The organism is Massilia sp. Mn16-1_5 (assembly GCF_004798585.1).
Taxonomy (GTDB): domain Bacteria; phylum Pseudomonadota; class Gammaproteobacteria; order Burkholderiales; family Burkholderiaceae_D; genus Telluria.
This window is the reverse complement of sequence record NZ_PPXQ01000016.1, coordinates 98,004-122,885: the sequence shown is the minus strand read 5'-3', so window position 1 is coordinate 122,885 and position 24,882 is coordinate 98,004. Positions and strand designations below refer to the sequence as shown.

The following is a 24,882-nucleotide window of genomic DNA, read 5'->3' as shown; positions in this document are numbered from 1 at the left end:
GATGCGACGCCTATTCGCCCTCATTGTCCTGCTCTGCGCCCTGTCCCACGCCCATGCCGCGCCGGGCCCGGCGGCGGCCCTGTTCGAGCGCGACTGGCAGTGGCGCCTGGAACGCCAGCCGGAATACGCCACCACGCTGGGCGACCGCCGCTACAACGACCGCCTCTCCGACCTGTCCCTGGCCGCCGTGCGCGCCCGGCGCGAACACCTGCGCGCCATGCTGGAAGAAGCGCGTGGCATCGATCGGGCCGGCATGGCTGCGCAGGAACGCCTGTCGCTCGACCTGTTCGTGTTCGAACAGGAGCGCCAGCTGGCCATCCTCGCCTTTACGATGGTCGATCCGCAGTTGCTGACCAGCTGGGACGGCCTGCAGGTGCGCCTGCCGCGCCTGGTGGCGCAGACGCCCTTCGCCAGCGAGGAAGATTATCGCAACTACATCGCGCGCCTGAACGCCTTGCCGGCGCACGTGGACGGTCTCATCGAGCAGCTGCGCGAAGGAATAAAAACCGGGTGGACGGCGCCGAAAGCCAGCATGCGCGCCGTCCCCGAGCAACTGCGTGCGCTGCGCGAGCGCCTGACCGACGGCGCCCTGAGCGCGCCGCTGCGCCGCATTCCGGCCACCATCGAGACCAAAGTACGCGAAGAATTGCTGGCCGCCGGCACGCAAGCCCTGAACGACAGCGCCGGTCCCGCCCTGCGCCGGCTGGAAGAATTTATTCGGACCGAGTACCTGCCGGCTGCGCGCGATAGTCTTGGCGCGTCAAGCTTCCCGGGTGGCCCTGGCTATTACGCCTTCCTGGCCAGATCCGCCACCGGCAGCGAACTGACTCCGCCGGAGCTGCATGCGCTGGGCCTGAAGGAAGTGGCGCGCATCCGCGCCGCGATGGGCGAGACTATCCGGCAGACCGGCTTTCGCGGCAATTTGCCCCAGTTTCTCGCCTTTGCGCGCAATGATAAACGCCTGTTCGCGCAGGATGCGGAGGCCCTGCTGGCGCGCTACCGCCGCGTGATCGAGCGCGCCCGCACGCGCCTGCCGGCCCTGTTCAATACGATTCCCGAGGAAGAGATCGGCGTCAAACGCCTTGGCCAGGCGGGCGGCGCCGGCCAGGTCGCGGCGTATTACGAAGCCGGGACGCCAGATCGCAGCGCGGCGCTGGTGGTGAATACCGAGCGTCTGAACAGCCAGCCGCTGTGGGAAGTCGAGACCCTCGCTTTGCACGAAGCCCTGCCGGGCCACCACCTGCAGGTGGCGCGCGCACGCGCGCTGCGCGAGCTGCCGGCCTTCCGGCGCAAGGGCTGGAACGATGCCTATGGCGAAGGCTGGGCCACCTATGCCGAGGGCCTGGGACCGGAACTGGGCTTTTTTAAAGACCCGTTCTCGCGCTTCGGCTACCTGAACGACGACATGTTCCGCGCCGCGCGGCTGGTGGTCGATACCGGCATCCACGCGCTCGGCTGGTCGCGCCAGCAGGCGCTCGACTACCTGAACGCGAACACGGCCAACGCGCTCCAGGACAACGAGGTCGAGGTCGACCGCTACATCGCCCAGCCGGCCCAGGCGCTGAGCTACAAGGCGGGGCAGCTGCGTTTCAAGGCCTTGCGCGAGAAGGCGCAGGCCGCACTGGGGCCGCGTTTCGACGTGCGCCGCTTCCACGATGCGCTGCTCGGCAACGGTGTGCTGCCGCTACCGCTGCTCGAGCGCGAGATGGGCAAGTGGCTGCAGGCCCAGCTGGGCGCGACGGAGACGCCGGCGCCGCCGGACGCGGCAGCGAAGGCAGCTGCTCCCGCCTCTGCTCCCGCCCCTGCTGCCGCGGCGCCTGCTCCAGCCCTTCCTGCTCCCGCCCCGGCTCCAGCTCCTGTGCCCCCTGCTCCGGCCCCTGCGCCGGCCGTCGTCAAACTGCCAGCGACGGGCGCGCCTGCCGCGCCACCCGCACCAGCAAAAACGGCCCCGCCAGCGCCTGCCCCGGCCAAGCCGCCGGCCGAGGCGCCCGCACCCGGCGCACCCGTCAAACCTGCGCCGCCCGTACCCGTAACGGGCGCCGACAAGCGTCCCGGCGAGCTGCCGGCGGCCGGGATCACGCCGCCCCTGGAACACACCGGCCCGGCCCCTGAGCCGGCCGTGCCCGGCACTGTCGAGAAATAGGCCCGGCGCCGACGCGCTGTCCGATTTTCGGTTACTCTCTGCCCAATCGCTATTGGCAGTATAAGAAAGGAAACATCCGTGTCGAACCAACTGACCCGCCGCCTGGCCCTGCTGGACGACGATGCCCACCGTGGCCTGCTGGGCCAGGGCCTGCGCGGCATCGAGCGCGAAACCTTGCGTATCGACCCGCAGGGCCAGCTCGCGCGCACGCCTCATCCGGTCCAGCTCGGCTCGGCGCTCACCAATCCGCAGATCACCACCGACTACGCGGAAGCCCTGCTCGAATTCATCACCCCGGCCGAGCACGACATCGGCCTGGCCCTGCACCGCCTCGATGCGATCCACCGCTTCGCCTATTCGAAGCTGGGCGACGAGATGCTGTGGAGCGAATCGATGCCGGGAGAATTGCCGCCGGACGAAGAGATCGAGATCGGCTGGTACGGCAAGTCGAACATCGGCATGCTGAAACACGTGTACCGGCGCGGCCTGGCGCTGCGCTACGGTAAGGCCATGCAATGCATCGCCGGCATCCACTACAACTATTCGCTGCCGGAAGCACTGTGGAAGCTGCTCCTGGCCAGCGACGGCGTGCCGGAAGAGCGGCGCAGCGCCCTGCGCGATTTTCAGTCGGAGAGCTATTTCTCGACCATCCGCAACTTCCGCCGCTACAGCTGGCTGCTGATGTATTTGTTCGGCGCCTCGCCGGCGCTGACGACCAGCTTCCTGCGCGGCCGTCCGCATGCGCTGGAGACCCTATCGGACGACACGCTGTACCTGCCGTATGCGACCAGCCTGCGCATGAGCGACCTGGGCTACCAGAACGATGCCCAGTCCGGCCTGCGTCCGCACGAGAACAGCCTGGAAAGCTATGTCACGACCCTGATGGACGCGGTGAACCGGCCGTATCCGCCGTATGCGGAAATCGGCACGAAAAAGGATGGGGAGTGGATCCAGCTCTCGACCAACGTGCTGCAGATCGAGAACGAATACTATTCGACGATCCGTCCGAAGCGCGTGATCCGCACCGGCGAGCGTCCGGTGCAGGCGCTGTGCAACCGCGGCGTGCAGTACATCGAGGTGCGCTGCCTGGACGTCGATCCGTTCGAGCCGATCGGCATCAGCGTCGAGACCGGCCGCTTCCTGGATGCGTTTTTACTCTTCTGTACGCTCGAGGAAAGCCCCCTGATCAGCGCCGCCGAAGGGCAAATCCACGCCCGCAATTTCGCGCGCACGGTGAAGGAAGGCCGCAAGCCCGGCCTGACGCTGACGCGCGACGGCGAAGAAGTGTCCTTGCAAGCCTGGGCCGACGAGCTGATCGAACGGATCCGCCCGCTGGCACGCCTGCTCGACGAAGAGCACAACGAAAGCGGCGTGCACGAAGCCTCGCTGGCCCAGCAAAAGGCGAAGGTCGCCGATCCGGACAAGACGCCGTCGGCGCGGGTGCTGATGGAGGTGCGCAAACTCGGTTCGGCTGCCGCCTTCGGCCTGCAGCAGAGCCGCCTGCACGCGGCCTACTTCCGCGAAAGCCCGCTGATGCCGGCCGAGGAAGCGGAGTTCGCCGAGATGGCGGCCGCCTCGCTGGCCGAACAGGCGATCGTCGAACAGACCGACACGGGCAGCTTCGACGATTTCGTCGCGGCCTACAACACCAGTACACTGTGCGGTAATCATTCCTGATCCTTGAGGCGGAGCGGCCTTGCTCACTTTTTATAACGAACACCATGCGCAGCACCGCCCCCGCTCCCTGCGTGCCCCGGCGTCGTTCGAAAAGTCCGAGCAGGTCGACCTGGTTTTACAGGAGCTGCAGCGGCGCGGCCTGGGCGAGATCGTCACCCCGCACCGCACGCCCCTGGTCTCGCTCGAACGCATCCACAGCCCGCGCTATCTGCACTTCCTGCGCAGCGCCTGGAGCGAGTGGAGCGCGCTCGACCCGCAGCACGCCGAGCGCGATGCGTTTGCTTCGAACTGGCCGATCCGGGGAATGCGCAGCGACATCGAACCCGACAGTTTCATGGGACGCCTCGGCCTGTATTCGATGGACGCCACGCCGCTCACAGCCGGTACCTGGAATGCCTGTAAAACCGGCGCCGACTGCGCGATCAATGCAGCGCACGCCCTGCGCCTGGGGCAACGGGGCAGCTTCGCGCTGACCCGCCCGGCGGGCCACCATGCCGGCGCCGATTATTTCGGCGGCGGCTGCTTCCTGAACAACGCCGCGCTGGCGGCCCAGCACCTGCTCGACGACGGCCTCAAACGGGTCGCCATCCTCGACATCGACTGCCACCACGGCAGCGGCACGCAGAACATTTTTTATGCGCGCAGCGAGGTGCTGACGGTCTCGATCCACGCCGATCCACGGTCGGACTTCCCGTATTATCTCGGCCACGCCGACGAGACGGGGCATGGCGAGGGCAGCGGCACCAACATGAACCTGCCTTTGGTGCGCGGCGCCAGTGCGGCGCACTGGCTGGCGGCGCTGGAGACGGCCTGCATCAAGCTCGGCATGTTCGCGCCCGAGGCGCTGGTCGTGTCGCTCGGCGTGGGCGCGCAAGGCGGCGACGCCAGCGCGGGCTTCGCACTGCAGGGCGCCGACTGGTTGCGCATCGGCGAACGCATCGCCTGGCTCGGACTGCCGACCGCCTTCGTGTTCGAGGGCGGACGCGAACAGGCCGACATCGGCATCCACACGGTCAACGTGCTCGAAGGCTTCGAGACGGCGACCCACACTTAATTTCATGGATTCAGAATGATCGAATGGCAATGGAGCAGCTTCGCGGAGCTGAACGGCGCGGCGCTGTATGAAGTACTGGCCCAGCGCCAGCAGGTATTCATCCTCGAACAAACCTGCCTCTATCCGGACATCGACGGCTACGACCTCGACGCCCATCACCTGCTCGGCTGGCGCGACATCGGCGGCCGGCGCGTGCTGGTCGCCTACCTGCGCTGCCTGGCGCCGGGCGCGAAATACGAGGAGATGTCGCTGGGGCGCATCCTGACTACCAACGACGTGCGCGGCTCGGGCGCCGGACGCGAACTGGTCGCCCACGGCATCCAGTACGCCGAACGCTTGTACCCGGGCCACCGCATCCGCATCGGCGCCCAGCAGCGCCTGGAGAAGTTTTATCAGGGCTTCGGCTTCGAGACCGTCTCCGCTCCTTACGACGAAGACGGGATCATGCACATCGACATGCTGCGCTAGCTTAGCCTTTCAGCAGGCCGGATTTGCTCGGGTCCGGCATACGCAGGGCGACGATGAAGGCCAGGGCGCACATGCCGCTGACGTACCAATAGAAATTCTGCTCCATGCCGGCCTGCTTGAACCACAAGGCCACGTATTCGGCCGTGCCGCCGAAGAGCGCATTGGCGACCGCGTAGGACAAGCCGACGCCGAGCGCGCGCACCTCGACTGGGAACATTTCCGCCTTGATCAGGCCGCTGATCGAGGTGTACAGGCTGACGATGGCCAGCGCGCACACGATCAATGCGCCGGCCGCATACGGGTTGCTCACGCCATGCAGGGTCGACATGATCGGCACCGTGCACACCATTGCCAGGCCGCCGAACCAGATCATCGCGGTGCGCCGGCCGATCCGGTCCGACAGCGCACCGAAGACCGGCTGCAGGGCCATGTAGATCAGCAGCGCACCGGTCATCACCGCGCTGGCGGTCTTGGTACTCATGCCGGCCGTATTCACCAGGTATTTCTGCATGTAGGTCGTAAACGTATAAAAGATCAGCGAGCCGCCGGCCGTGAACCCGAGCACAGTGATGAAGGCGCGCTTGTGGTGCAGCAGTCCCTTGATGCTGCCCGCTTCCTTGCTGCTTCTCTCTGAGGCGGTGGTGGTCTCGGTCAGCGAGCGGCGCAGGTAGAGCGACACCAGCGCGGCCGCGGCGCCGCAGACGAAGGGAATGCGCCAGCCCCAGGCCTTCAGTTCCGCTTCGCTCAGCAGCTGCTGCAGGATCACCAGCACCAGCAGTGCCAGCAGCTGGCCGCCGATCAGGGTGACATATTGAAAGGAAGCGAAGAAGCCGCGCCGTCCCGGCAGCGCCACTTCGCTCATGTAGGTGGCGCTGGTGCCGTATTCTCCGCCCACGGACAGGCCCTGGAACAGGCGCGCCAGCAAGAGCAGGACCGGGGCCGCGGTGCCGATTTGCGCATAGGTCGGCAGCACGGCGATCATCAGCGAGCCGCCGCACATCATCAGCACCGAGATCATCATCGCGTTGCGCCGGCCATAGCGGTCGGCGATGTGGCCGAACATCCAGCCGCCGACGGGCCGCATCAGGAAGCCGGCGGCGAAGATGCCGGCCGTATTCAGTAACTGGGTAGTGGGGTTCCCGGAGGGGAAAAAGGCCGAGGAAAAATACAGGGCACAGAAGGAGTAAATATAAAAGTCGAACCATTCGACCAGGTTGCCCGACGAGGCGCCGATGATCGCGAAGACGCGTTGGCGCGGTGTCAGTTCCTGGATTTTTTCTGTGGGGGTAAGTGTTTCTGACATGCTGATCTGCTCCTGTAATGACACGATCGGCGACCCGTTGCGGTCGCCGGTCTGACATCGTACACAGGGCAGGCGCTTGGATGGCGCGCCTTAGGGAAGCACGCCGGCTGCCTTATTCGACCTTGGTCAGCTCGACCTCGAACAGCAATCCCGCGTTCGGCGGAATCGGCCCGCGGCCGCTGCTGCCGTAGGCCAGGCTGGAAGGAATCTCCAGGGTGCGCTTGCCGCCCACGCGCATGCCGGCCAGGCCGCGGTCCCAGCCCGTGATGACGTCGCCCACGCCCAGCGTGAAGCTGACCGCGCCGGTCTCGAATCGGCTGCCCTTGTGGTCGGCGGCGCTGGCGCTGTAATACCAGCCGCTGTAGTTGACGCTGAGTTTCTTGCCATTGGTCGCCACGGCGCCGCTGCCGACGACGCTGTCGTTCACCACCAGCGTGGCCGGATTGCTGACGGGGATCGCCGGCGTACTGTCGCCGCCACCTCCTCCGCCGCCACAGGCGCTCAGACTCAACAGGGCCGCGCAGCAGGCGGCAAGCAGGGGGAATTTATAGGACATGGACAGGCTCACGCAGGTGGTGTTTAACAGAAGAAACACCGTACCTTACGTGAGGCATGCATACACAGTTGTCCGCTTTTTGTCCGGCTTTTGTAATCAGATCTCGACCTGGGTACCGAGCTCGATGACGCGGTTGGGCGGGATCTGGTAATAGTCGGCCGCGGCCCGCGCGTTGCGCGACATGGTGGCAAACAGGTGTTCGCGCCACGGCGCCATGCCACGGCCCGGGGTCGAGATCACGGTCTGGCGCGCGATGAAGAAGGAGGTTTCCATCATCTCGAAAGGCAGGCCCAGCGCGGCGCACTGGCGCATGATGCCCGGAATGTCCGGCTCGTCCTTGAAGCCGTAATGCACGTTCAACTGGAAACAGTTGTGGCCGAGTTCGACTACCTGCGCCTGCTCGGCGGGCGCCACCCAGGGTTCCTCACGAATATGCACGGTCAGGAATACGACCCGTTCGTGCAGCACCTTGTTGTGCGACAGGTTGTGCAGCAGCGCATGCGGCACGCCGTCGCTCTCGCCGCGCAGGAACATCGCGGTGCCGGGCACGCGCGTGGGCGGACCGACGAACAGCGAGGACAGGAAGGCGTCGAGCGGGATCGCGTGCGCTTCCAGGTTCTCGAACACCAGTTCGCGGCCGCGCTTCCAGGTCAGCATGCCGGTCAGCAGGATCGCGCCCAGCAGCAGCGGGAACCAGCCGCCGTGCAGTAATTTGAGGGTACTGGCCGAGAACAGGGCGATGTCCATCAGCATGAAGAAGCCGGTGGCGCCCAGGCACACGACCAGCGGCAGCTTCCAGCGGTAGCGCGTGACAAAAAAGGTCAGCAAGGTGGTGGCAAGCATGGTGGCGGTCACCGCGATGCCGTAGGCGCCGGCCAGGCGGTCCGAGGAACCGAAGCCGATCACGGCGATCAGGACCACGGCCAGCTGGATCCAGGTTACGGCCGGAATATAGATCTGGCCGATCTCGCTTTCCGAGGTGTGCAGGATGCGCATGCGCGGCAGCAGGCCGAGCATGATCGCCTGCTTCGTCATCGAATAGGTGCCGGAAATCGTCGCCTGCGAAGCGATCACCGCCGCCATCGTCGACAGCACGACCAATGGATACACGCTCCAGGTGCCGAGCTGGTGGAAGAAGGGATTTTCGACTGCGGTCGGATCGGTGATCAGGAGGCCGCCTTGGCCAAGATAATTGAGCGCCAGCGCCGGGAACACGATCATGAACCAGGCGACGCGGATCGGCTTCTTGCCGAAGTGGCCCATGTCGGCATACAGGGCTTCGGCGCCGGTCAGGGCCAGCACCACGGCGCCCAGGGCGACGAAGGCAATGAACTGGTTTTCCATGACGAAGCGCGCAGCATGCAGGGGATTTAAAGCCTGCAGGATCACCGGCGCCTTCGCGATGTTGATCACGCCCATGATCGCCAGCGCCGCAAACCAGACGATCATCACCGGTCCGAACCAGCGGCCGATGCCGGCGGTGCCGTGGCGCTGCAGGCTGTACAGGCCGACCAGCACGACCACCGCCAGCGGCACGACGTAATGCGACAGCGCCGGCGTCGCCACCTCCAGGCCCTCGATCGCGCCCAGCACGGAAATCGCCGGGGTGATCACGCTGTCGCCGTAGAACATGGTGGCGCCGAACACGCCGATTACCATCAGCGGATAGTGCCAGCGGGAGGAGCGGGTGACGGAATTCAGGGCCAGCGCCATCAGCGCCATGATCCCGCCCTCTCCGCGGTTGTCGGCGCGCAGCACCAGGGTCACGTATTTTAAAGAGACGATCAGGGTCAGTCCCCAGAAGATCAGGGAGACGATGCCGAGCAGGTTGGGAGTGGTCAGCGCGAGGCCGTGGGTGGGGTCGAAGATGGTCTTGAGGGTGTACAGCGGGCTGGTGCCGATATCGCCATAGACGATGCCGACCGCAGCCAGCGTCATTGCCGCCAGGCCGCTTTTATTATTTTGCGACGTCAAGATTGCACCATATTGTTGTTCTGGTGCGGCGCACCATAAAATAACGACAAGAAAATTGCAAGCAGTATTCGCTACCGGGTCTGCGCTCCGGCACGCACGGTGGGTAGTATGGCAAGTGTGCCCGAAGGCGGCTCGGCCGGTCGCGCGTTAGCCTGTCATTCCGATGACGACTGGCAAAATGGGGGCCGCCGGCAAGCCCGCGTCAATTCGCCGATAATACTCGGCTGGCAACTCATCTCTTCCGTCCCTCATGCGTACCGGCATCCTTTCCGCCGCCCTGGCCTTCCTGTGCTGGGGTTTGTTCCCTTTGTATTTCCACGCCATCGGCGAAGTGCCGGCGCTGCAGATCCTCGCCAACCGCATGCTGTGGTCGCTTGCCTTCCTGCTAATCGTGCTGGCGCTGCGCCGGCAGTGGCGCTGGCTCGAGCAGGTGCGCCAGCCGCGCGTGTTCTGGAGTTTCGTCGCCTCGGCCGTCCTGCTGGCCGGTAACTGGCTGCTGTATATCTGGGCCGTGAACAACGGCCACGTGATCGACGCCAGCCTGGGTTATTTTATTACGCCGCTGTTCAACATCATGCTGGGCTTCCTGGTCCTCAAGGAACGCCTGCGCCCCTTGCAGTGGGCCGTGATCGGCATCGCCGCCCTCGGCGTGGCCTGGCTGACCCTGCATGCGGGCAATGTGCCCTGGATCGCGCTGGGGCTGGCTGCCACCTTCGGCGGCTATGGCTTGCTGCGCAAGACCGCGTCGCTGGGCGCGCTCGAGGGCCTGTCCTTCGAAACCATGGTGCTGTTCCCGGTCGCCGCCGTGTATGTCGGCTGGCTCACCCTGCACGGCGAGAACGCTTTTATCAACACCCCATCCGATACCACGCGCTGGCTGCTGGTGGCGGCCGGTCCGATCACGGCCATTCCGCTGCTGCTGTTCGCCAGCGGCGCCCGCAAGATTCCGCTGTCGATCCTTGGCCTGCTCCAATACCTGGGGCCGACCATCCAGTTCCTGCTTGGCGTGCTGCTGTTCAAGGAAGCGTTTACCAATGAGCGCCTGATCGGCTTCGCCCTGATCTGGGGCGCACTCATTCTGTTCGCCGGCGAAGGTTTGTTCCAGCGCGGGCGCAACGCGCCGGCAGCGAAAGTTTCGCGTTAGTTCACGTTAGGACTGCCCCTGGGGGCGCTTCTATCGTATCCTTTGCACCTTGAATTTCTACAGACACAAAAATGGCTAATTACGTCTATACCATGAACCGCGTGGGCAAAATCGTCCCACCGAAACGGCAGATCTTGAAAGATATCTCGCTGTCCTTCTTCCCGGGCGCGAAGATCGGCGTGCTGGGCCTGAACGGCTCGGGCAAGTCCACGCTCCTGAAAATCATGGCCGGCATCGACACCGACATCCAGGGCGAAGCGCGCCCGATGCCGGGCCTGAACATCGGCTACTTGCCGCAGGAACCGCAGCTCGATCCCGAAAAAACCGTACGCCAGGAAGTCGAATCGGGTCTCGGCGAGGCCTTCGAGGCGCAAGCCAAGCTGGAAGCCGTGTACGCCGCCTACGCCGATGAAGACGCGGACTTCGACGCGCTGGCGAAAGAACAGGAACGCCTGGAATCGATCATCGCCGCGGCTGATGGCGGCAACCTGAACCTGCAAATGGAAATGGCGGCCGACGCGCTGCGCCTGCCGCCTTGGGATGCCAAGATCGGCGTGCTGTCCGGTGGCGAGAAGCGCCGCGTGGCGCTCTGCAAACTGCTGCTGAGCAAGCCCGACATGCTGCTGCTCGACGAACCGACCAACCACCTGGATGCCGAGTCCGTGGAATGGCTGGAACAGTTCCTGCTGCGCTTCCCGGGCACCGTGGTCGGCATCACCCACGACCGCTACTTCCTCGACAATGCCGCCGAATGGATCCTGGAATTGGACCGCGGCTCGGGCATTCCATGGAAGGGCAACTACTCGTCCTGGCTCGACCAGAAGCAGGCACGTCTGAAACAGGAAGAAGCGACCGAATCGGCACGCCAGAAAGCGCTGGCGAAGGAACTCGAATGGGCGCGCCAGAATCCGAAGGCCCGCCAGGCCAAGTCGAAAGCCCGCCTGGCGCGCTTCAACGAACTGTCCGAATTCGAATACCAGAAGCGCAACGAAACCCAGGAGATTTTTATTCCTGTGGCCGAGCGCCTGGGCAACGAAGTCATCGAATTCAAGAACGTCAGTAAAGCCTTTGGTGACCGCCTGCTGATCGACAACCTGTCGTTCACGGTGCCGGCGGGTGCGATCGTCGGCATCATCGGCCCGAACGGCGCCGGTAAATCGACCCTGTTCAAGATGATCGCCGGTAAAGAGCAGCCGGACAGCGGCGAAGTCGTGATCGGCAAGACAGCCAAGGTATCGCTGGTCGACCAGAGCCGCGACGAGCTGGCCAACAACAAGTCGGTGTTCGAGGACGTCACCGGCGGCGCCGACATGCTCAGCGTCGGCCGCTTCGAAATGCCGTCGCGCGCCTACCTCGGCCGTTTTAACTTTAAAGGCTCGGACCAGCAAAAGATCGTCGGCAACCTGTCGGGCGGCGAACGCGGCCGTCTGCACCTGGCGAAAACCCTGCTGCAGGGCGGCAACGTGCTGCTGCTGGACGAACCGTCGAACGACCTCGACGTGGAAACCCTGCGCGCACTGGAAGACGCCCTGCTCGAGTTCGCCGGCAGCGTGATGGTGATCTCGCACGATCGCTGGTTCCTGGACCGTATTGCAACGCACATCCTGGCTTTCGAAGGCAACTCGCAAGTTACCTTCTTCGACGGTAACTACCAGGAATACGAAGCGGACAAGAAGAAGCGCCTGGGCGAAGAAGGCGCCAAGCCGAAGCGCATCCGTTACAAGCCACTGACGACCTGATCAGCGTGTCGAGCGACAAGAGCCCGGCTTTGCCGGGCTTTTTTTTGCTCAAAATTTTATGCGCGGAAATGGAATGCAGGCGACGAAAGACCGTGTGTAGAATCGATTGTTGATGAGGCCAATAGTTCCTGCCTCCCCTTTGCGCCAATCGACATGGCGACCAATATCGATTGGCACACTTTGCCCATGACAGACTACCGCGACAACCGGGTCCCCGGCGGGACCTTTTTCTTCACGGTTCGCCTGCTGGACCGTGGCAGTTCCCTGTTAACGGACCACATCGCCGCCTTTGGCGACGCCATCCGCCAGGCACGCGTCCGTAAACCCTTCCATGTCGACGGCTGGGTGGTCTTGCCGGATCACGCCCATGCGATGTGGACCCTGCCGCCGGGCGATCATGATTGCTCGAGCCGCTGGCGCGCCGTGAAAATCGCCTTTTCCAAGGCCCTCCGTAAATCGCTCGCGGCGGCGCAGGCCGACGGCGCGATCTGGACCCGCCAGTACCAGGAATTCCGGGTCGCGGACGATGTGGAATATGCCTCGCTGATCGACTACATGCATACCAATCCCGTGCGCCATGGCCTGTGCGCCTGCGCCCACGACTGGCCCTGGTCCTCGGTCCACCGTTTTATCTCCGAAGGCCTGGCGGCACCACAGCTGGAGGCAGCACCTGTATTGCCGCCCTGGGCCATGCGCCGCGGCGGCGGCATAAGTGCGGTACCGGTCTGATGACTCGTGGGGTGGGGTATGCCAACACGATGCACGCGTCACGCGCGGGCATGCCCGCCCTACATCAGCAAAAGAAAAAGGGCCCGCAGGCCCTTTTTTCTTGTTACTTCAGCGCAGCAATTAGAACTGGTACTTGGCGCCGACGGTGAAGACGTCCGGCTTCGGACCGAAATCCTGCTTCTTGCCATAGCGCTCGTACTCGGTGAACACCGCGACTTGCGGGGTCACGTTGTACTGCATGCCGAGGGCACCGTAGCCGCCGTTGTCGCTGACCTTGCGGCTCACGCCGGGCGTGGCCGAATTCAACTCGTTACTGGTGTGAGCCACACCCAACTTGGCGTAGACCGAGGCCTTGTCGTTGAACGCATATTTTGCCTTGCCGGCGATATAGGCGCCGTAGCCTTCGGTCTCGGTGTTGACGTTGGCACCGTTCAGGACATAGTTGCCGCCGGCCTTGCGGAAGTCGGTATAGCCGGCTTCGACGCCGAAGGTGTCGTTGAGTTCCGCACCGCCGAAGATCTTGCCCGAGAACTTGTAGCCATCGTTATCGACCATGGTCGCGCCGTTGACGTTGTATTCGCGGTCGGCACCCGAGGCACCGATACCGACGTAAGGACGTGGGGTGATGGTGGTTTGGGCCTGAGCGGCGGTCATGGCGGCAGTACCTGCGAGCAGTGCAAAGATAAGCTTTTTCATACGTAAATCCTTTTCTTGAGTCTGTCTGGCTCGCCATTCATCGTGAATCGCGATGTGTCCAAGATAGCATCATGAAAAGCGAACGTGCATGCGAATCTGGTAAGAACTGTAAGCAAATGTAAGATAAATGACCTATAGTTCAGTTATTTTTACGTCGAAATGCCGCGTAAAGCGAGCAAATTAAACGATGTACCTGAAGGTTAGATTCACCCGTTCTCCGAGGGGGCGAGCCGACTTGTTGATGCCGTGAACCCAGTGCCTCTGCAGTGGACCACTCATCAATAACAGGCTGCCATCGTCCAGATCGAGTTTTATCGTCTGTTTGTTGCGTTTATGCCGCAAAATAAAGCTGCGCGTGCTGCCGAGACTGAGCGAGGCGATGGCCGGCTCGGGTCCCAGTTCCGGCTCGTCGTCGCTGTGCATGCCCATGCTGTCGCGCCCATTGCGGTAGCGGTTCAGCAGTACGCTGTTGAAGCGCCGTCTGCAGGCCGACTCGACCGCTGAGCGGATCGCAAGCAGCAGTTCCGTCCACGGCAAGGGTTCGAGGCGCAGGCCGGAATAGGTATAGCTGGCGTCTCCGTACCAGGCCGTCAGGCGCGGCTGCAGATGGCGCTTGCCGTAGACGACGATGCTTTCCTCGCGCCAGGGTGTCTCTTGCAGCAGGCGTGCGAAGACCTCGGCATTCGGCCAGGGCAGCGGCAATTGTTTCATCAGCGCCAGCGCGCCGTCTTCGATCGGAATCGGCACCAGGGTGGCGGGATTGTCGAACAGATCCATGGGACGTTTACGATGGCGGGATAACAAGAAGGAGAATTGTCGCATGAACAAACGTGAGTTCCTCGGCGCAGCCCTGGCGAGCGGCGCCCTGCCCAGCATGGCCGAGGCTGCTGCCGCCAAACCCGCCGGACCGGTCCTGCTGACCATCAGCGGCAACGTCAAGCGTCCGAACCGCGGTCCGCTCGACCCGGCGCTGGACCAGATGATGGCCAAACATAAGCTCGCGTTCACGCAGGCGCACGTGCTCGACTTCGCGGCGCTGGCACGCTTGCCCGTCCGTATCATCCGGCCCACGCTGGAATACGACGGCAAGCCGCACGCCTTACGCGGTCCGCTGCTGGCCGACGTGCTGGCCCAGGCCGGTGCGCCGGGCGGCATGGACACGCGTATCACCCTGCGCGCGGTCGACGGCTATGCCGCGGCGATCACGCTGCGCCAGGCGCAAGCCCAGGGTTTTATCGTTGCCACCCACCTCGACGGCCAGCCGATGCCCCTCGGGGGACTGGGGCCGCTGTGGGCGGTCTACGACGCGGACAAGATTGCGGAGATGGCTGCACAGCCGCTGGAGGCACGCTTCGGCGCCTGTCCGTGGGCGCTGTACCACATCGAGGTGCGGAGATAGGCGTACGCGCACGAGGCCAGGCAGGCCTCGTGCGTGCAACGCAAGGAATAAGCAAGAAAGCGGAGAAGCGGGGAAACTCAGGCGTAGGCTTCGGCCATGCTCATCACGCGGGTCGTGACGGTGACGCCGTGGCTGCCGAACAGGCTGTCGAGGGCGGCCAGGTTGGCGCTGCACTCTTCGGCCTTCCAGCCTTTGAACAGGTCGGTGCCGTCTTTCTCGAAATGCAGGTCGAGCACGCGGCCGCCGTCGCGGTGCGTGTAGTTCTTCTGGTACGTGCCTTTAAAACCGAGCTCGGCCAGTGCGGCGAGCACGGCTGCGGGCGGATTGTCGGGATCGGTCGCCAGATACACACCAAAGGTTTTACCCGGTGGCTTGGCGGCGACGTCGACTTCATAAATGCCCGGCGCCTTCATTGCCGCGGTGCTTTTCAAAAACAGCATGTTGCCTCCTACGCATCGAATCGGCCGGGCGCGACGCGCACCAGTCACCGACATGACGGATTCAACAGCAAAGCTTATTGCCGTTTGGGAACTTTGTCGATTCCTGAATGCAAAATTTTTGCTCTAGTGCATCATTAAGCCAACGGCCGTGCCGCCAATTAACAACGCACTTGCCACCATGCCAAGTACAAAGCCGATTTCGCGCTTGGCCGGATCACGGTAATAGCCGAGCGCGTAGGCGATGCGGCCGGCGCACCACAGCAAACCGCCGGCGGCAGCCCAAGCGTCGCCCAGGTAGAACGCACACAGCCACAGAGGCACGATCACGATCGGCAGCTGCTCGAGAGTATTCGTCTGCACCCGCTGCGCGCTCTGGAAGGCGGTGGGCCCATCCATCGAGGGCGCGGGCACCTTGTACTTGACGCGCGCATAGCCGGCCATGACGCCGGTCCAGAAGTACACCCCGAGAACGGCCAGCGTGGCCCAGGCGGTCAACAGCATGAATGGTCCTTGTTCGAAAACGAAAAGTCAGGTGGCGCCGCGGCGCTTGCGTTCGGCGAGCGTTTTGGTTGCCTCGACCAGGGCGGCGTACAACTCTCCGGTGGGCGCATCCCAGTCCTGCAGCGCCGCCTGCTGGCGCGCGACAGTCTCCATGTCGCCGCGTGCGACCGGCCCGCTCAGCGCCGCCGGGGCGCCGAGACGGAACACGTTCGCCAGGGTTTCGCTGGCCAGCGGACGCGCCAGCTCGCGCGCCACCTCGGGCGGCACGCCGGCGGCGGCATAGGCGCGCAACGCGGCGTCGAGCACCGTCACCAGGTAGTTGGCGGCGAACACCGAGGCAGCGTGGTACACCGTCTTGGCGGCGGGGTCGATCGTGACCAGGCGCGCCTTGATCCCTTCGAAGGCGGGCACGAGCGACGCCAGCGCCTCCTCGTCACCTTCGACGCCGCACCAGGTGCCCTCAAAAGCGGCAGCGACGGCAACAGGGTCGGCGAAGCTGCGCACCGGGTGCACGCTCGCCACCCGCGCGCCGGCCTGGCGTGCGGCTGCCAGTTCGCCGGACGCCTTGGCGCCGCTGCAATGGAACACGATCGCGCCCTTCAGCAGGCCGGTGGCCGCCAGCGCCGCGCAGGCGGGGCCGATCTGGTCGTCGCCGACGGCCAGCATCCAGACCGCGGCCGGGCGCAGCTCGGACACCTGCGCCAGCGCGCGACCGGCGCCAATGAAGGCGACGGCGTCCTCGGCGCTCACGTGCGAGCGGGTCAGCACATCCTGGATGGCGAACACCGCGTGCGCATGAAACAGGCGTCCGAGCGTGCGCCCGACGTGGCCGGCGCCGACGATGTTCAGCATCAGGGTCATCAGAATCCGGCCATCAGAAGCCGGCGCCGGGCTGGCTCAGGTAGTGCAGTTCGTCGGCGGTGGAGGCGCGGCCGAGGATGGGATTACGGTGCGGGAAGCGGCCGAAACGCGCGATCACGCCACGGTGGCGGTGTGCGTAGTCGAGCATGTCCGTAAAACCTTCGTGCTCGCTCGCCAGGCGCGCGAACAGGTCCACGGCGCATTGCTGCATGCGTGCGTCTTCCGCGTGCTCGTAGGGCATGTAAACAAAAGCGCGCTGGAAGGGCGGCAGTTCACGGTCGGCACCGCTGTCGACCAGGGACTGGGCGGCGCTCAGGGCCAGGATGTCGCCGCTAAAGGATTCCGGCGTGTCGCGGTAGGCGTTGCGGGTGAACTGGTCGAGCACCAGGATGCGCGCCAGCGTGCCTTGCGGCCCCAGCTCCAGGTCCCATTCGCGCAGGCCGCCGGCCACCGCCTGGGCAATCAGGCTGCCGAAGCGGGCGCGGATCTGCGCATCGAACACCGGATCCTTGCGAAACCATTCGGCGCGCGCCTGGCCGTAGCCGGGATCGGTTGGCGGCAGGAACCAGAAATCGAGAACATCTTGAGCATGCATTGAATTAACCCCAGTCTTGTTTTAATTCTCATTTTAATTGCGGGCGTGCGACAGTTGAAAACCTTCGACGCCTTCGGACGCCGCCAGTTCGGCGGCCAGTTCGGTGAGCGTGGCGCGGTTGTGGCGCGAGAGGGCCACGGCGACGAAGCGCCATTCCTGGCGGCCGTTGCTGCTCGAGATCGTCAGCGAGCTGCCGGCGATCTGGTAGCCGCGTTCGAGCGCCGCTTCGCGCAGCGCATCCTCGCGCGGCAGGAAGGCTTCGCGAAAGCGCAGCGTCACCGCCACCGCGCGCCGCGAGGGTAGAAACGCCTCGACGCGGTTCAAGTAAATCATGATCATGGCCGAGAAGAAGGCCAGGCCCATCGCCGCCAGATAAAAGCCGACGCCGACCAGGATGCCGATCACGGACGAGCTCCAGATCGAGGCCGCGGTGGTCAAGCCGCTGATATTAAAGCCTTCGCGCATGATGACGCCGGCACCGAGGAAACCGATGCCGGTCACCACGCCCTGCATCACGCGGGTCGGGTCGACCGTGCCGATGGCGCCGGTCTGGCCGCCGTACCACATTTCCGGATAGCCGCTGACGATGGTCAGCGCGCAAGACGCCATACAGACCAGGCCGTAGGTGCGCATGCCGGCCGCGCGGCCGTGGTAGGAACGTTCGTAGCCGACCAGCAGGCCGAGCAGCAGCGCGCCCGCCAGGTGCAGCAGGATCACCGCATTGGTCGCGATCTCGGTCGGCGACCAATACGGGGACAGGAAATCGACTTGCGTCATGGACGAGTGGCGGCAGCGCCGCTCAGGGCTTCTTGCGGACCAGCTGTTTTTCGAACGCGATGTCGTTCTTGGTCATGCGCTTGACTTCCTGCGGCCCCAGCCCGTTCACGAACTGGACGAAGTCGTCCAGTTCCAGCGGCTCGCACAGCGGCGGCGAACCCGGCATCTCCGACAGGTAGAAGCCGCCGCTGGCGGTACGGGCCATCGAATAGCCGGTATGGCCGGTGCGGCGTTTCAGGCGCTCGACGGCGGCGCTGGCGCGGGTGGAACGGGCGGAAACCATTTACAGGGCCCTCGTGCGCAGTTCCAGCCACTCGCGCGCGGTGCCCGACACATGCGGCGACAGGCGTGCGCGGACCTGGGCGTGGTAATCGTTGAGCCAGGCCTTCTCGTGCGGCTGCAGCAAGTCCAGATCGAGGCAGCGGGTGTCGATCGGGCACAGGGTCAGCGTCTCGAAGCGCAGGAACTCGCCGAACTCTCCCGCCCCGGCCGGCACGTTCAGCACCAGGTTCTCGATGCGAATGCCCCACCGACCCGGTTTATAGATGCCCGGCTCGATCGAGGTGATCATGCCCGGCTCCATCGCCGTATGTGGATCGGGGGCAGCGGACGGCGAAATCACCTGCGGGCCTTCGTGCACGTTCATGAAGTAGCCGACACCGTGTCCGGTGCCATGGCCGTAGTCGACACCGGCGGCCCAGATCGGCGCACGCGCGATCGCGTCCAGCATCGGGCCCTTGGTCCCGCGCGGGAACTGGGTGCTGGACAAGGCCATCATCCCCTTCAGCACCAGCGTGAAATCGCGGCGGTGGTCGGCCGTGATCTGCCCGACCGGGACCACGCGCGTGATGTCGGTGGTGCCGCCCAGGTACTGGCCGCCCGAATCGATCAGCAGCAGGCCGTCGCCTTCGATGACGGCGTGCGAGGCGGGGGTCGCGCGGTAATGCATGATCGCGCCGTTGGCATTGAAACCGGCAATGGTGCCGAAACTCGGGCTGACGAAGCCGGGGCGGCGCGCACGCGCGGCCGTGATCTGCTCGTCGATCGTCAGTTCCGTCAGCGGTGCGCGCTGCGGGTCGGCCAGGGTCGCCTCCAGCCAGGCGAAGAATTCGCACAGGGCCGCGCCATCCTGCTCCATGGTGGCGCGCACGTGCGCGGCCTCCGCGTCCGTCTTGCGCGACTTGGCAAAGGTGGTCGGGTTGATCGCCTCGACCACTTTTACGTTTTCGGCCACGGCCTGGCGCATGCCGGCCGTGACGCGGCGCGGGTCGAGCAGCAGGGTGCTGCCCGCAGGCAGGGCCGCCAGCGCGGCGGCGGCGTCATCGTAGGACGCCAGGCGCACGCCATCCTCGCGCAGGCGCGCCTGCAGTTCAGTAGAGGCCTTGCCTTCGGCGACGAACAGGGTCGCGCCATCCCCCTCCACCAGTGCGTGGGCAACGAACACCGGATTGAAAGGGACGTCGGCGCCGCGCAGGTTGAACAGGTAGGCGATGTCGTCCAGCGTCGAGAGAAAATGGCGTTCGGCGCCCAGCGCCTTCATCGCGGCGCGGGTCGCGGCCAGCTTGCCGGCGCGCGCCATGGTCGCGTGCGGGGCCACGTGTTCATACAAGGCGTCCGTCGGCAGGCCCGGGCGCTCGCTCCAGATCTCGTCCAGCAGGTCGAGGTCGGTACGGAGGGTGACGCCGCGCGCCGTCAAGGCATCGCGCAGGAGGCGCTCGACGGCCAGGCCAAGCACGCGGGCGTCGACCGCCACCGTCTGGCCGGGCCGCATCGTGGCGGCCAGCCAGTCGATGTGCAGCAGGCTGGCGCCCGACGGGATTTTCATCAGCGCGATCTCGCTGCCGGCCAGTTCGGTCTCGGCCTGCGTCCAGTAGCGGCCATCGGTCCAGACGCCGGCGAAATCGGCGGTGGCAATGAAGGTGCCGACCGAGCCGGTGAAACCGGACATCCATTCGCGGCCCTGCCAGCGGCGCGGCAGGTATTCGGACAGGTGGGGATCGCTCGACGGGACGATATAGGCATCGATGCCGTGGCGGGCCATGGCGGCGCGCAGCGCCTGCAGGCGGCCGGCGCGGGGGGAGGTATTGGTTGGAGTAGACATGGTTCCTATCATACCCCCAACGCTAGCGAAATCTAAACATCGAACGCGAGCCGGGAACGGTGACGTAGGGTGGGCATGCCCACGCGTACGTGCGGTTGAATACCTTAACGCTCGAGGAAATCCAACACGTGCACCGTAGTGCTCCGCATGAGGTTTCGATTCGCATGCGTGCGTACGCGTGGGCATGCCCACCCTACGGTACGCCGCCGATAGTAGTTCTGTTCACGCCTGAAATTCGCGTAGTCCCTCGACGTTCAATACCCGGATCCCGCCGTAATCGAGCCTCACCAGCCCCGCCTTCTCGAGCAGCTGCAGGGCGCCGTTCACGCGCTGGCGCGAGGCGCCCGACAAATAGCCGATCTCTTCCTGCGACAGCCCGACCAGCGGCTCCACGCCCGGATACAGGTGGGCATTGAACATCGCCGCAAGGCAGCGCGCGACGCGGGTGTCGACGTCGAGCATGCGGTCGGTCTCGACCTGGCCGATGAATTGCCCCAGACGCTCGTTGAGTTGCATGAGCAGGAAACGATTGAAGGGCAGGCTGCCCTCGAGCAGCCACTCGAAGGTGGCGCGCGGCATGCGGGCCACGCGGGTGTCGCGCAGCGCCATCACGTCGTATTTGCGGACCGCATCTTTTAACAGGGACCCTTCGCCGAACCAGCCGCCGGCGGTCACGCCCGTAAAGGTCACGCTCTTCCCGGACGGGGAGAAGTTGTTGATTTTGACCAGACCCTCGATGATGCCGACCCAGTTTTCCAGCGCTTCTCCCTTGCGGCAGACAAATCCGCCTTTCGGCACGAACTGCTCGAAACAGTCGGCCTCGACCCGCGCCATCTCTTCACGGCTCAGCACGCGTCCCCAGATGGTGGCGCGCAAGTGTTCCAGCAGGGTCTGTGTCGGCATGGTGAATTGTGCAACGCGTCATCGAAAGTCGGCCAATTGTCATTCAGATGACAACTTATTAGGCGAACGCCAAGTACTATCTTCACATAAAACTCGCCGGCAACAAACTTTGACCGAGCAGTACCAAAATCAGGAGACAGCGATGGAGACATCGGAGAGCTTGCCTTTGCAGACTTTTCCGCGGCGCCTGCTCGCCCACGGCCGCGAGCGCGGAGCGCGCCCGGCCTTTCGCGAAAAATACCTCGGCATCTGGCAGACCTGGTCGTGGTCGCAGACGAACGACGAGGTGCGCGCCCTCGCCTGCGGTCTCGCCGCGCTCGGTTTCAAGCGCGGCATGAACCTGGCCATCATCGGCGATAATCGCCCGCGCCTGTACTGGGCCATGCTGGCGGCGCAATGCCTGGGCGGCGTGCCGGTGCCGCTCTACCAGGATGCACCGGCCGCCGACATGGCCCACGTCCTGAACGACGCCGAGATCGAATTCGCCGTGGTCGAAGACCAGGAGCAGGTGGATAAACTGCTGGAACTGCAGGTCCTGTGCCCGCGCGTGCGCCACATCGTTTATGAGGACGAGCGCGGCATGCGCCATTACCGGCATGCCGGCCTGCTCGCCTTCGCTGCCCTGCAGGAGACGGGACGCGCCTGGGACCGCGAGCATCCGGGCGTCTTCGACGAAGCGATCCAGCGCGGCCAGGGCAGCGATACCGCCATCATCCTCTACACCTCCGGCACCACCGGCAAACCGAAAGGCGTGATGCAGTCGCACGCGGCCCTGATCGCCGCCGGCGAAGGCGGCGTCGGCTTCGACAAACTCACCGACCACGACGACGTGCTGTCCTACCTGCCGATGGCCTGGGTCGGCGACTGCCTGTTCTCGCTGGCGCAGGCGATGGTCGCCGGTTTTACCGTGAACTGCCCGGAATCGAGCGACACCGTGCTGACGGATTTACGCGAGATCGGCCCCACCTATTACTTTGCGCCGCCGCGCATCTTCGAGAACATGCTCACCACCGTCATGATCCGGATGGAAGACGCGAGCCGCATCAAGCGCCGCATGTTCGACCATTTCATGGCCGTGGCACGCCGCAGCGGCGCCGATATCCTGGACGGCAAGCCGGTCGGCGCCCTGGAACGCTTTCAATACGCGCTGGGCCGCGTGTTCGTCTACGAACCATTGAAAAACGTGCTCGGCCTGTCGCGCGTGCGCGTGGCCTACACGGCCGGCGCCGCCATCGGCCCGGACCTGTTCCGCTTCTACCGCTCGATCGGGGTCAATTTAAAACAGCTGTATGGCTCGACCGAGACCTGCGCCTACGTCTGCCTGCAGCCGGATGGGAACATCAAGTTCGACAGTGTCGGCGTGCCGGCCCCCGGGGTCGAAGTGCGCCTCGCCGAGAACGGCGAAGTCCTGGTAAAAGGCGTGTCGAACATGGATGGCTATTTCAAGCGCCCTGACGCCACCGCCGAAGTGATCGACAGCGAGGGCTATTTTCACACCGGCGACGCCGGCATGTTCGACAGCGACGGGCATTTGAAGATCATCGACCGCGCGGCGGATGTGGGCAAGATGAACAACGGCGCCATCTTCGCGCCCAACTACATCGAAAACAAGCTGAAGTTCTTCCCCTTCATCAAGGAGGCGGTCGCCTTCGGGAATGGCCGAGACAAGGTCTGCGCCTTCCTGAACATCGACATGGAAGCGGTCGGCAACTGGGCCGAGCGCCGCAATCTCGCCTATTCCGGTTACACGGACCTGGCCGCCAACCCGCAGGTGCTGGAACTGATGCGCGATTGCGTGCAAAAGGTGAATGCCGACCTGGCCAACGAAGCGCTGATGAGCCAGACCCAGATCCACCGCTTCCTCGTGCTGCACAAGGAGCTCGACCCCGACGACGACGAGCTGACCCGCACCCGCAAGGTGCGCCGCAAGTTCGTCGCCGAAAAATATGCGGTGCTGATCGACGCGCTGTATGCGGGTAAAGCCTCGCAGTTCATCAGCACGCAGGTGAAGTTCGAAGATGGCCGCAGCGGTACCGTCAGCGCCGACCTGCGCATCGTCGATGCCGCCACCTACCCCGTGCTGCAGGAGGCCGCGTGATGGAAATGACCCAGCCACCAGGCCAGCCCGAGGCGCAGCGCCGCATCGGCGAGGTGATCCTCGATTTGAAAAACATCTCGCTGTCGTTTGGCGGCGTGAAGGCGCTGACCGACATCTCCTTCAACGTGCGCCAGCACGAGATCCGCGCCATCATCGGCCCGAACGGCGCCGGCAAAAGCTCGATGCTGAACGTAATCAACGGCGTGTACCGCCCGCAGCAGGGAGAGATCGTGCTGCGCGGGCAAAGCCGCACCAACATGGACTGTTACGGCGCGGCGAAAGCCGGCATCGCCCGCACCTTTCAAAATATCGCCTTGTTCAAGGGGATGACGGTCCTGGACAACATCATGACCGGCCGCAATCTCAAGATGAAGACGAATTTCCTGCAGCAGGCTTTTTACCTGGGCGCGGCACGCAGGGAAGAAATCGCGCACCGCGCGAAAGCGGAAGAAATCATCGACTTCCTCGAGATCCAGGCGATCCGCAAGACGCCGGTCGGACGCCTGCCCTACGGCCTGCAGAAGCGGGTCGAGCTGGGCCGCGCGCTGGCGGCCGAACCCGAGATCCTGCTGCTGGACGAACCGATGGCCGGCATGAACGTCGAGGAAAAGCAGGACATGTGCCGCTTCATCCTCGACGTGAACGACCAGTTCGGCACCACCATCGTCCTGATCGAGCATGACATGGGCGTGGTGATGGACATCTCGGACCGCGTCGTCGTGCTCGACTACGGCAAGAAGATCGGCGACGGCACGCCCGACGAGGTACGCAGCAACGAGAACGTGATCAAGGCCTACCTGGGCCAGGCGCATGGGGAGGCGCAAGCATGAGCTTTTTCATCGAAGTGCTGCTCGGCGGCCTGCTGTCGGGCGTGATGTACGCGCTGGTCGCGATCGGGTTCGTGTTGATCTATAAAGCCTCGGGCGTGTTCAATTTTGCGCAAGGAGCGATGGTCTTCTTTGCCGCGCTGACCTGCGTCGGCATCATCGACAAGTTCGGCGTCTCGCTGTGGATCGCCATCCCGCTGACCATCCTGGTGATGATCGCGCTGGCATTCGCCATCGAGCGCGTCGTACTGCGGCCCCTGGTCAACCAGCCGGAGATCACGCTGTTCATGGCCACGATCGGTCTCGCCTTCTTCATCGAGGGCCTGGCGCAGCTGGTCTGGGGTTCGCAGGTCCGCAAGCTCGACCTGCCGATCGAGGACGTGCCCAACGAATACCTGATGGAGCATTTCAATATCCTCGTCTCGCAGTTCGACATGACGGCGGCGATCGTCTGCGCGCTGCTGGTGATCGCGCTGGCCCTGCTGTTCACCAAGACCCGGGTCGGCCGCGCGCTGCGCGCCGTGGCCGACGACCACCAGGCGGCGCTGGCCGTCGGCATCCCGCTGCAGAGAATCTGGGTCGTGGTGTGGTCGGTCGCCGGGCTGGTGGCGCTGGTGGCAGGCCTACTCTGGGGCGCCCGCAATGGCGTGCAGTTCGCGCTGACCTTCATCGCTTTAAAAGCGCTGCCGGTGCTGATCCTGGGCGGATTCACCTCGATCCCGGGCGCGATCGTCGGTGGCCTGATCATCGGCGCGAGCGAAAAGCTGGCCGAGGTCTACATCGGGCCGATGGTCGGCGGCGGCATCGAAGGCTGGTTCCCCTACGTGCTGGCCCTGCTCTTCCTGCTGGTGCGGCCCGAGGGCCTGTTCGGCGAAAAAATCATCCGGAGGATTTAAA

General features: G+C 64.6%; 24 protein-coding genes. 11 read left to right on the top strand and 13 right to left on the bottom strand.

The features are described 5' to 3' along the window. Position 1 precedes the first annotated feature (1 nt). The 4 genes from C2862_RS19195 to C2862_RS19180 all read left to right on the top strand — a co-directional run bounded on the left by C2862_RS19195 (position 2) and on the right by C2862_RS19180 (position 5,342). Positions 2 to 2,143 carry a DUF885 family protein gene (locus C2862_RS19195; protein ID WP_136221744.1) on the top strand — a complete coding sequence of 714 codons (2,142 nt, stop codon included), beginning with the start codon at positions 2 to 4 and terminating at the stop codon, positions 2,141 to 2,143. A 78-nt stretch (positions 2,144 to 2,221) separates the two neighbouring features. After that, entirely contained in the window at positions 2,222 to 3,820 is a 1,599-nt protein-coding gene (gene gshA, locus C2862_RS19190) for a glutamate--cysteine ligase (RefSeq protein WP_136221743.1), read from the top strand. A 19-nt stretch (positions 3,821 to 3,839) separates the two neighbouring features. Then, positions 3,840 to 4,874, top strand: coding sequence for a histone deacetylase family protein (locus tag C2862_RS19185; RefSeq protein WP_136221742.1), 1,035 nt, complete (start codon positions 3,840 to 3,842; stop codon positions 4,872 to 4,874). 15 nt (positions 4,875 to 4,889) lie between these two features. Further along, the gene (locus C2862_RS19180; RefSeq protein WP_136221741.1) at positions 4,890 to 5,342 is read left to right on the top strand and encodes a GNAT family N-acetyltransferase; all 453 of its coding nucleotides are present in this window, start codon (positions 4,890 to 4,892) and stop codon (positions 5,340 to 5,342) included. Position 5,343: 1 nt separating this feature from the next. Here the strand turns inward: C2862_RS19180 and C2862_RS19175 are convergent, their stop codons facing one another. The 3 genes from C2862_RS19175 to C2862_RS19165 form a co-directional block, all read right to left on the bottom strand. Continuing rightward, complete coding sequence (locus C2862_RS19175) at positions 5,344 to 6,645, bottom strand: MFS family transporter (RefSeq protein ID WP_136221740.1); 1,302 nt, start codon at positions 6,643 to 6,645, stop codon at positions 5,344 to 5,346. 112 nt (positions 6,646 to 6,757) lie between these two features. After that, entirely contained in the window at positions 6,758 to 7,201 is a 444-nt protein-coding gene (locus C2862_RS19170; RefSeq protein ID WP_136221739.1) for an FKBP-type peptidyl-prolyl cis-trans isomerase, read from the bottom strand. A 96-nt stretch (positions 7,202 to 7,297) separates the two neighbouring features. After that, on the bottom strand, positions 7,298 to 9,175 hold the full coding sequence (locus C2862_RS19165; protein ID WP_136221738.1) for a potassium transporter Kup: 1,878 nt from the start codon (positions 9,173 to 9,175) through the stop codon (positions 7,298 to 7,300). 250 nt (positions 9,176 to 9,425) lie between these two features. Between C2862_RS19165 and rarD the strand changes: the two genes are divergently transcribed. The 3 genes from rarD (at position 9,426) to C2862_RS19150 (ending at position 12,787) form a co-directional block, all read left to right on the top strand. After that, complete coding sequence (rarD, locus tag C2862_RS19160) at positions 9,426 to 10,319, top strand: EamA family transporter RarD (RefSeq protein WP_136221737.1); 894 nt, start codon at positions 9,426 to 9,428, stop codon at positions 10,317 to 10,319. 71 nt (positions 10,320 to 10,390) lie between these two features. After that, the gene (ettA, locus tag C2862_RS19155; protein WP_136221736.1) at positions 10,391 to 12,058 is read left to right on the top strand and encodes an energy-dependent translational throttle protein EttA; all 1,668 of its coding nucleotides are present in this window, start codon (positions 10,391 to 10,393) and stop codon (positions 12,056 to 12,058) included. 186 nt (positions 12,059 to 12,244) lie between these two features. After that, complete coding sequence (locus tag C2862_RS19150; protein WP_136221735.1) at positions 12,245 to 12,787, top strand: transposase; 543 nt, start codon at positions 12,245 to 12,247, stop codon at positions 12,785 to 12,787. A 120-nt stretch (positions 12,788 to 12,907) separates the two neighbouring features. On the opposite strand, the gene C2862_RS19145 is transcribed toward C2862_RS19150, so the two are convergent. Both C2862_RS19145 and C2862_RS19140 read right to left on the bottom strand, forming a co-directional pair. Beyond that, positions 12,908 to 13,483, bottom strand: coding sequence for an outer membrane beta-barrel protein (locus C2862_RS19145; RefSeq protein ID WP_136221734.1), 576 nt, complete (start codon positions 13,481 to 13,483; stop codon positions 12,908 to 12,910). Positions 13,484 to 13,663: 180 nt separating this feature from the next. Then, on the bottom strand, positions 13,664 to 14,305 hold the full coding sequence (locus tag C2862_RS19140; protein ID WP_307723559.1) for an alpha-ketoglutarate-dependent dioxygenase AlkB: 642 nt from the start codon (positions 14,303 to 14,305) through the stop codon (positions 13,664 to 13,666). Between C2862_RS19140 and C2862_RS19135 the strand changes: the two genes are divergently transcribed. Further along, entirely contained in the window at positions 14,304 to 14,882 is a 579-nt protein-coding gene (locus C2862_RS19135) for a molybdopterin-dependent oxidoreductase (protein ID WP_136221733.1), read from the top strand. The two genes, C2862_RS19140 and C2862_RS19135, sit on opposite strands and share 2 nt — an antisense overlap. Before the next feature lie 77 nt (positions 14,883 to 14,959). On the opposite strand, the gene C2862_RS19130 is transcribed toward C2862_RS19135, so the two are convergent. The 8 genes from C2862_RS19130 to C2862_RS19095 form a co-directional block, all read right to left on the bottom strand. Then, positions 14,960 to 15,322 carry a hypothetical protein gene (locus tag C2862_RS19130; protein WP_136221732.1) on the bottom strand — a complete coding sequence of 121 codons (363 nt, stop codon included), beginning with the start codon at positions 15,320 to 15,322 and terminating at the stop codon, positions 14,960 to 14,962. 123 nt (positions 15,323 to 15,445) lie between these two features. Beyond that, positions 15,446 to 15,823, bottom strand: a complete 378-nt coding sequence (locus tag C2862_RS19125; protein WP_136221731.1) for an MAPEG family protein — start codon at positions 15,821 to 15,823, stop codon at positions 15,446 to 15,448. 27 nt (positions 15,824 to 15,850) lie between these two features. Then, positions 15,851 to 16,684, bottom strand: a complete 834-nt coding sequence (locus C2862_RS19120; protein ID WP_136221730.1) for a Rossmann-like and DUF2520 domain-containing protein — start codon at positions 16,682 to 16,684, stop codon at positions 15,851 to 15,853. A 13-nt stretch (positions 16,685 to 16,697) separates the two neighbouring features. Beyond that, a complete protein-coding gene (locus C2862_RS19115) occupies positions 16,698 to 17,279 on the bottom strand; it encodes a DUF924 family protein (RefSeq protein WP_136221729.1) in 582 nt (193 codons plus the stop codon). A gap of 33 nt (positions 17,280 to 17,312) precedes the next feature. Continuing rightward, complete coding sequence (locus tag C2862_RS19110; protein WP_136221728.1) at positions 17,313 to 18,056, bottom strand: MgtC/SapB family protein; 744 nt, start codon at positions 18,054 to 18,056, stop codon at positions 17,313 to 17,315. A gap of 22 nt (positions 18,057 to 18,078) precedes the next feature. Then, a complete protein-coding gene (locus tag C2862_RS19105; RefSeq protein WP_136221727.1) occupies positions 18,079 to 18,339 on the bottom strand; it encodes a hypothetical protein in 261 nt (86 codons plus the stop codon). Beyond that, a complete protein-coding gene (locus tag C2862_RS19100; RefSeq protein ID WP_210736064.1) occupies positions 18,340 to 20,157 on the bottom strand; it encodes an aminopeptidase P family protein in 1,818 nt (605 codons plus the stop codon). Between the two features lie 222 nt (positions 20,158 to 20,379). Beyond that, a complete protein-coding gene (locus C2862_RS19095) occupies positions 20,380 to 21,060 on the bottom strand; it encodes a Crp/Fnr family transcriptional regulator (protein ID WP_136221725.1) in 681 nt (226 codons plus the stop codon). Positions 21,061 to 21,202: 142 nt separating this feature from the next. Between C2862_RS19095 and C2862_RS19090 the strand changes: the two genes are divergently transcribed. From C2862_RS19090 to C2862_RS19080, 3 genes are read left to right on the top strand one after another with little or no spacing between them, the layout of a single operon-like run. Beyond that, complete coding sequence (locus tag C2862_RS19090; protein WP_136221724.1) at positions 21,203 to 23,158, top strand: long-chain fatty acid--CoA ligase; 1,956 nt, start codon at positions 21,203 to 21,205, stop codon at positions 23,156 to 23,158. A 5-nt stretch (positions 23,159 to 23,163) separates the two neighbouring features. Next, positions 23,164 to 23,988, top strand: coding sequence for an ABC transporter ATP-binding protein (locus tag C2862_RS19085; protein ID WP_229467515.1), 825 nt, complete (start codon positions 23,164 to 23,166; stop codon positions 23,986 to 23,988). Continuing rightward, positions 23,985 to 24,881, top strand: a complete 897-nt coding sequence (locus C2862_RS19080; RefSeq protein ID WP_136221723.1) for a branched-chain amino acid ABC transporter permease — start codon at positions 23,985 to 23,987, stop codon at positions 24,879 to 24,881. Before C2862_RS19085 ends, C2862_RS19080 begins: the two co-directional genes overlap by 4 nt. Position 24,882: the final 1 nt, after the last annotated feature.

What these genes read in the sequence shown, in the direction of transcription:
- C2862_RS19195 (WP_136221744.1), top strand. Translation starts at nt 2, where the DNA reads ATGCGACGCCTATTCGCCCTCATTGTCCTGCTCTGCGCCCTGTCCCAC.
- C2862_RS19180 (WP_136221741.1), top strand. Translation starts at nt 4,890, where the DNA reads ATGATCGAATGGCAATGGAGCAGCTTCGCGGAGCTGAACGGCGCGGCG.
- C2862_RS19175 (WP_136221740.1), bottom strand. Translation starts at nt 6,645, where the DNA reads ATGTCAGAAACACTTACCCCCACAGAAAAAATCCAGGAACTGACACCG.
- C2862_RS19170 (WP_136221739.1), bottom strand. Translation starts at nt 7,201, where the DNA reads ATGTCCTATAAATTCCCCCTGCTTGCCGCCTGCTGCGCGGCCCTGTTG.
- rarD (WP_136221737.1), top strand. Translation starts at nt 9,426, where the DNA reads ATGCGTACCGGCATCCTTTCCGCCGCCCTGGCCTTCCTGTGCTGGGGT.
- ettA (WP_136221736.1), top strand. Translation starts at nt 10,391, where the DNA reads ATGGCTAATTACGTCTATACCATGAACCGCGTGGGCAAAATCGTCCCA.
- C2862_RS19150 (WP_136221735.1), top strand. Translation starts at nt 12,245, where the DNA reads ATGACAGACTACCGCGACAACCGGGTCCCCGGCGGGACCTTTTTCTTC.
- C2862_RS19145 (WP_136221734.1), bottom strand. Translation starts at nt 13,483, where the DNA reads ATGAAAAAGCTTATCTTTGCACTGCTCGCAGGTACTGCCGCCATGACC.
- C2862_RS19135 (WP_136221733.1), top strand. Translation starts at nt 14,304, where the DNA reads ATGAACAAACGTGAGTTCCTCGGCGCAGCCCTGGCGAGCGGCGCCCTG.
- C2862_RS19140 (WP_307723559.1), bottom strand. Translation starts at nt 14,305, where the DNA reads ATGCGACAATTCTCCTTCTTGTTATCCCGCCATCGTAAACGTCCCATG.
- C2862_RS19130 (WP_136221732.1), bottom strand. Translation starts at nt 15,322, where the DNA reads ATGCTGTTTTTGAAAAGCACCGCGGCAATGAAGGCGCCGGGCATTTAT.
- C2862_RS19125 (WP_136221731.1), bottom strand. Translation starts at nt 15,823, where the DNA reads ATGCTGTTGACCGCCTGGGCCACGCTGGCCGTTCTCGGGGTGTACTTC.
- C2862_RS19120 (WP_136221730.1), bottom strand. Translation starts at nt 16,684, where the DNA reads ATGACCCTGATGCTGAACATCGTCGGCGCCGGCCACGTCGGGCGCACG.
- C2862_RS19115 (WP_136221729.1), bottom strand. Translation starts at nt 17,279, where the DNA reads ATGCATGCTCAAGATGTTCTCGATTTCTGGTTCCTGCCGCCAACCGAT.
- C2862_RS19110 (WP_136221728.1), bottom strand. Translation starts at nt 18,056, where the DNA reads ATGACGCAAGTCGATTTCCTGTCCCCGTATTGGTCGCCGACCGAGATC.
- C2862_RS19105 (WP_136221727.1), bottom strand. Translation starts at nt 18,339, where the DNA reads ATGGTTTCCGCCCGTTCCACCCGCGCCAGCGCCGCCGTCGAGCGCCTG.
- C2862_RS19100 (WP_210736064.1), bottom strand. Translation starts at nt 20,157, where the DNA reads ATGTCTACTCCAACCAATACCTCCCCCCGCGCCGGCCGCCTGCAGGCG.
- C2862_RS19095 (WP_136221725.1), bottom strand. Translation starts at nt 21,060, where the DNA reads ATGCCGACACAGACCCTGCTGGAACACTTGCGCGCCACCATCTGGGGA.
- C2862_RS19090 (WP_136221724.1), top strand. Translation starts at nt 21,203, where the DNA reads ATGGAGACATCGGAGAGCTTGCCTTTGCAGACTTTTCCGCGGCGCCTG.
- C2862_RS19085 (WP_229467515.1), top strand. Translation starts at nt 23,164, where the DNA reads ATGACCCAGCCACCAGGCCAGCCCGAGGCGCAGCGCCGCATCGGCGAG.
- C2862_RS19080 (WP_136221723.1), top strand. Translation starts at nt 23,985, where the DNA reads ATGAGCTTTTTCATCGAAGTGCTGCTCGGCGGCCTGCTGTCGGGCGTG.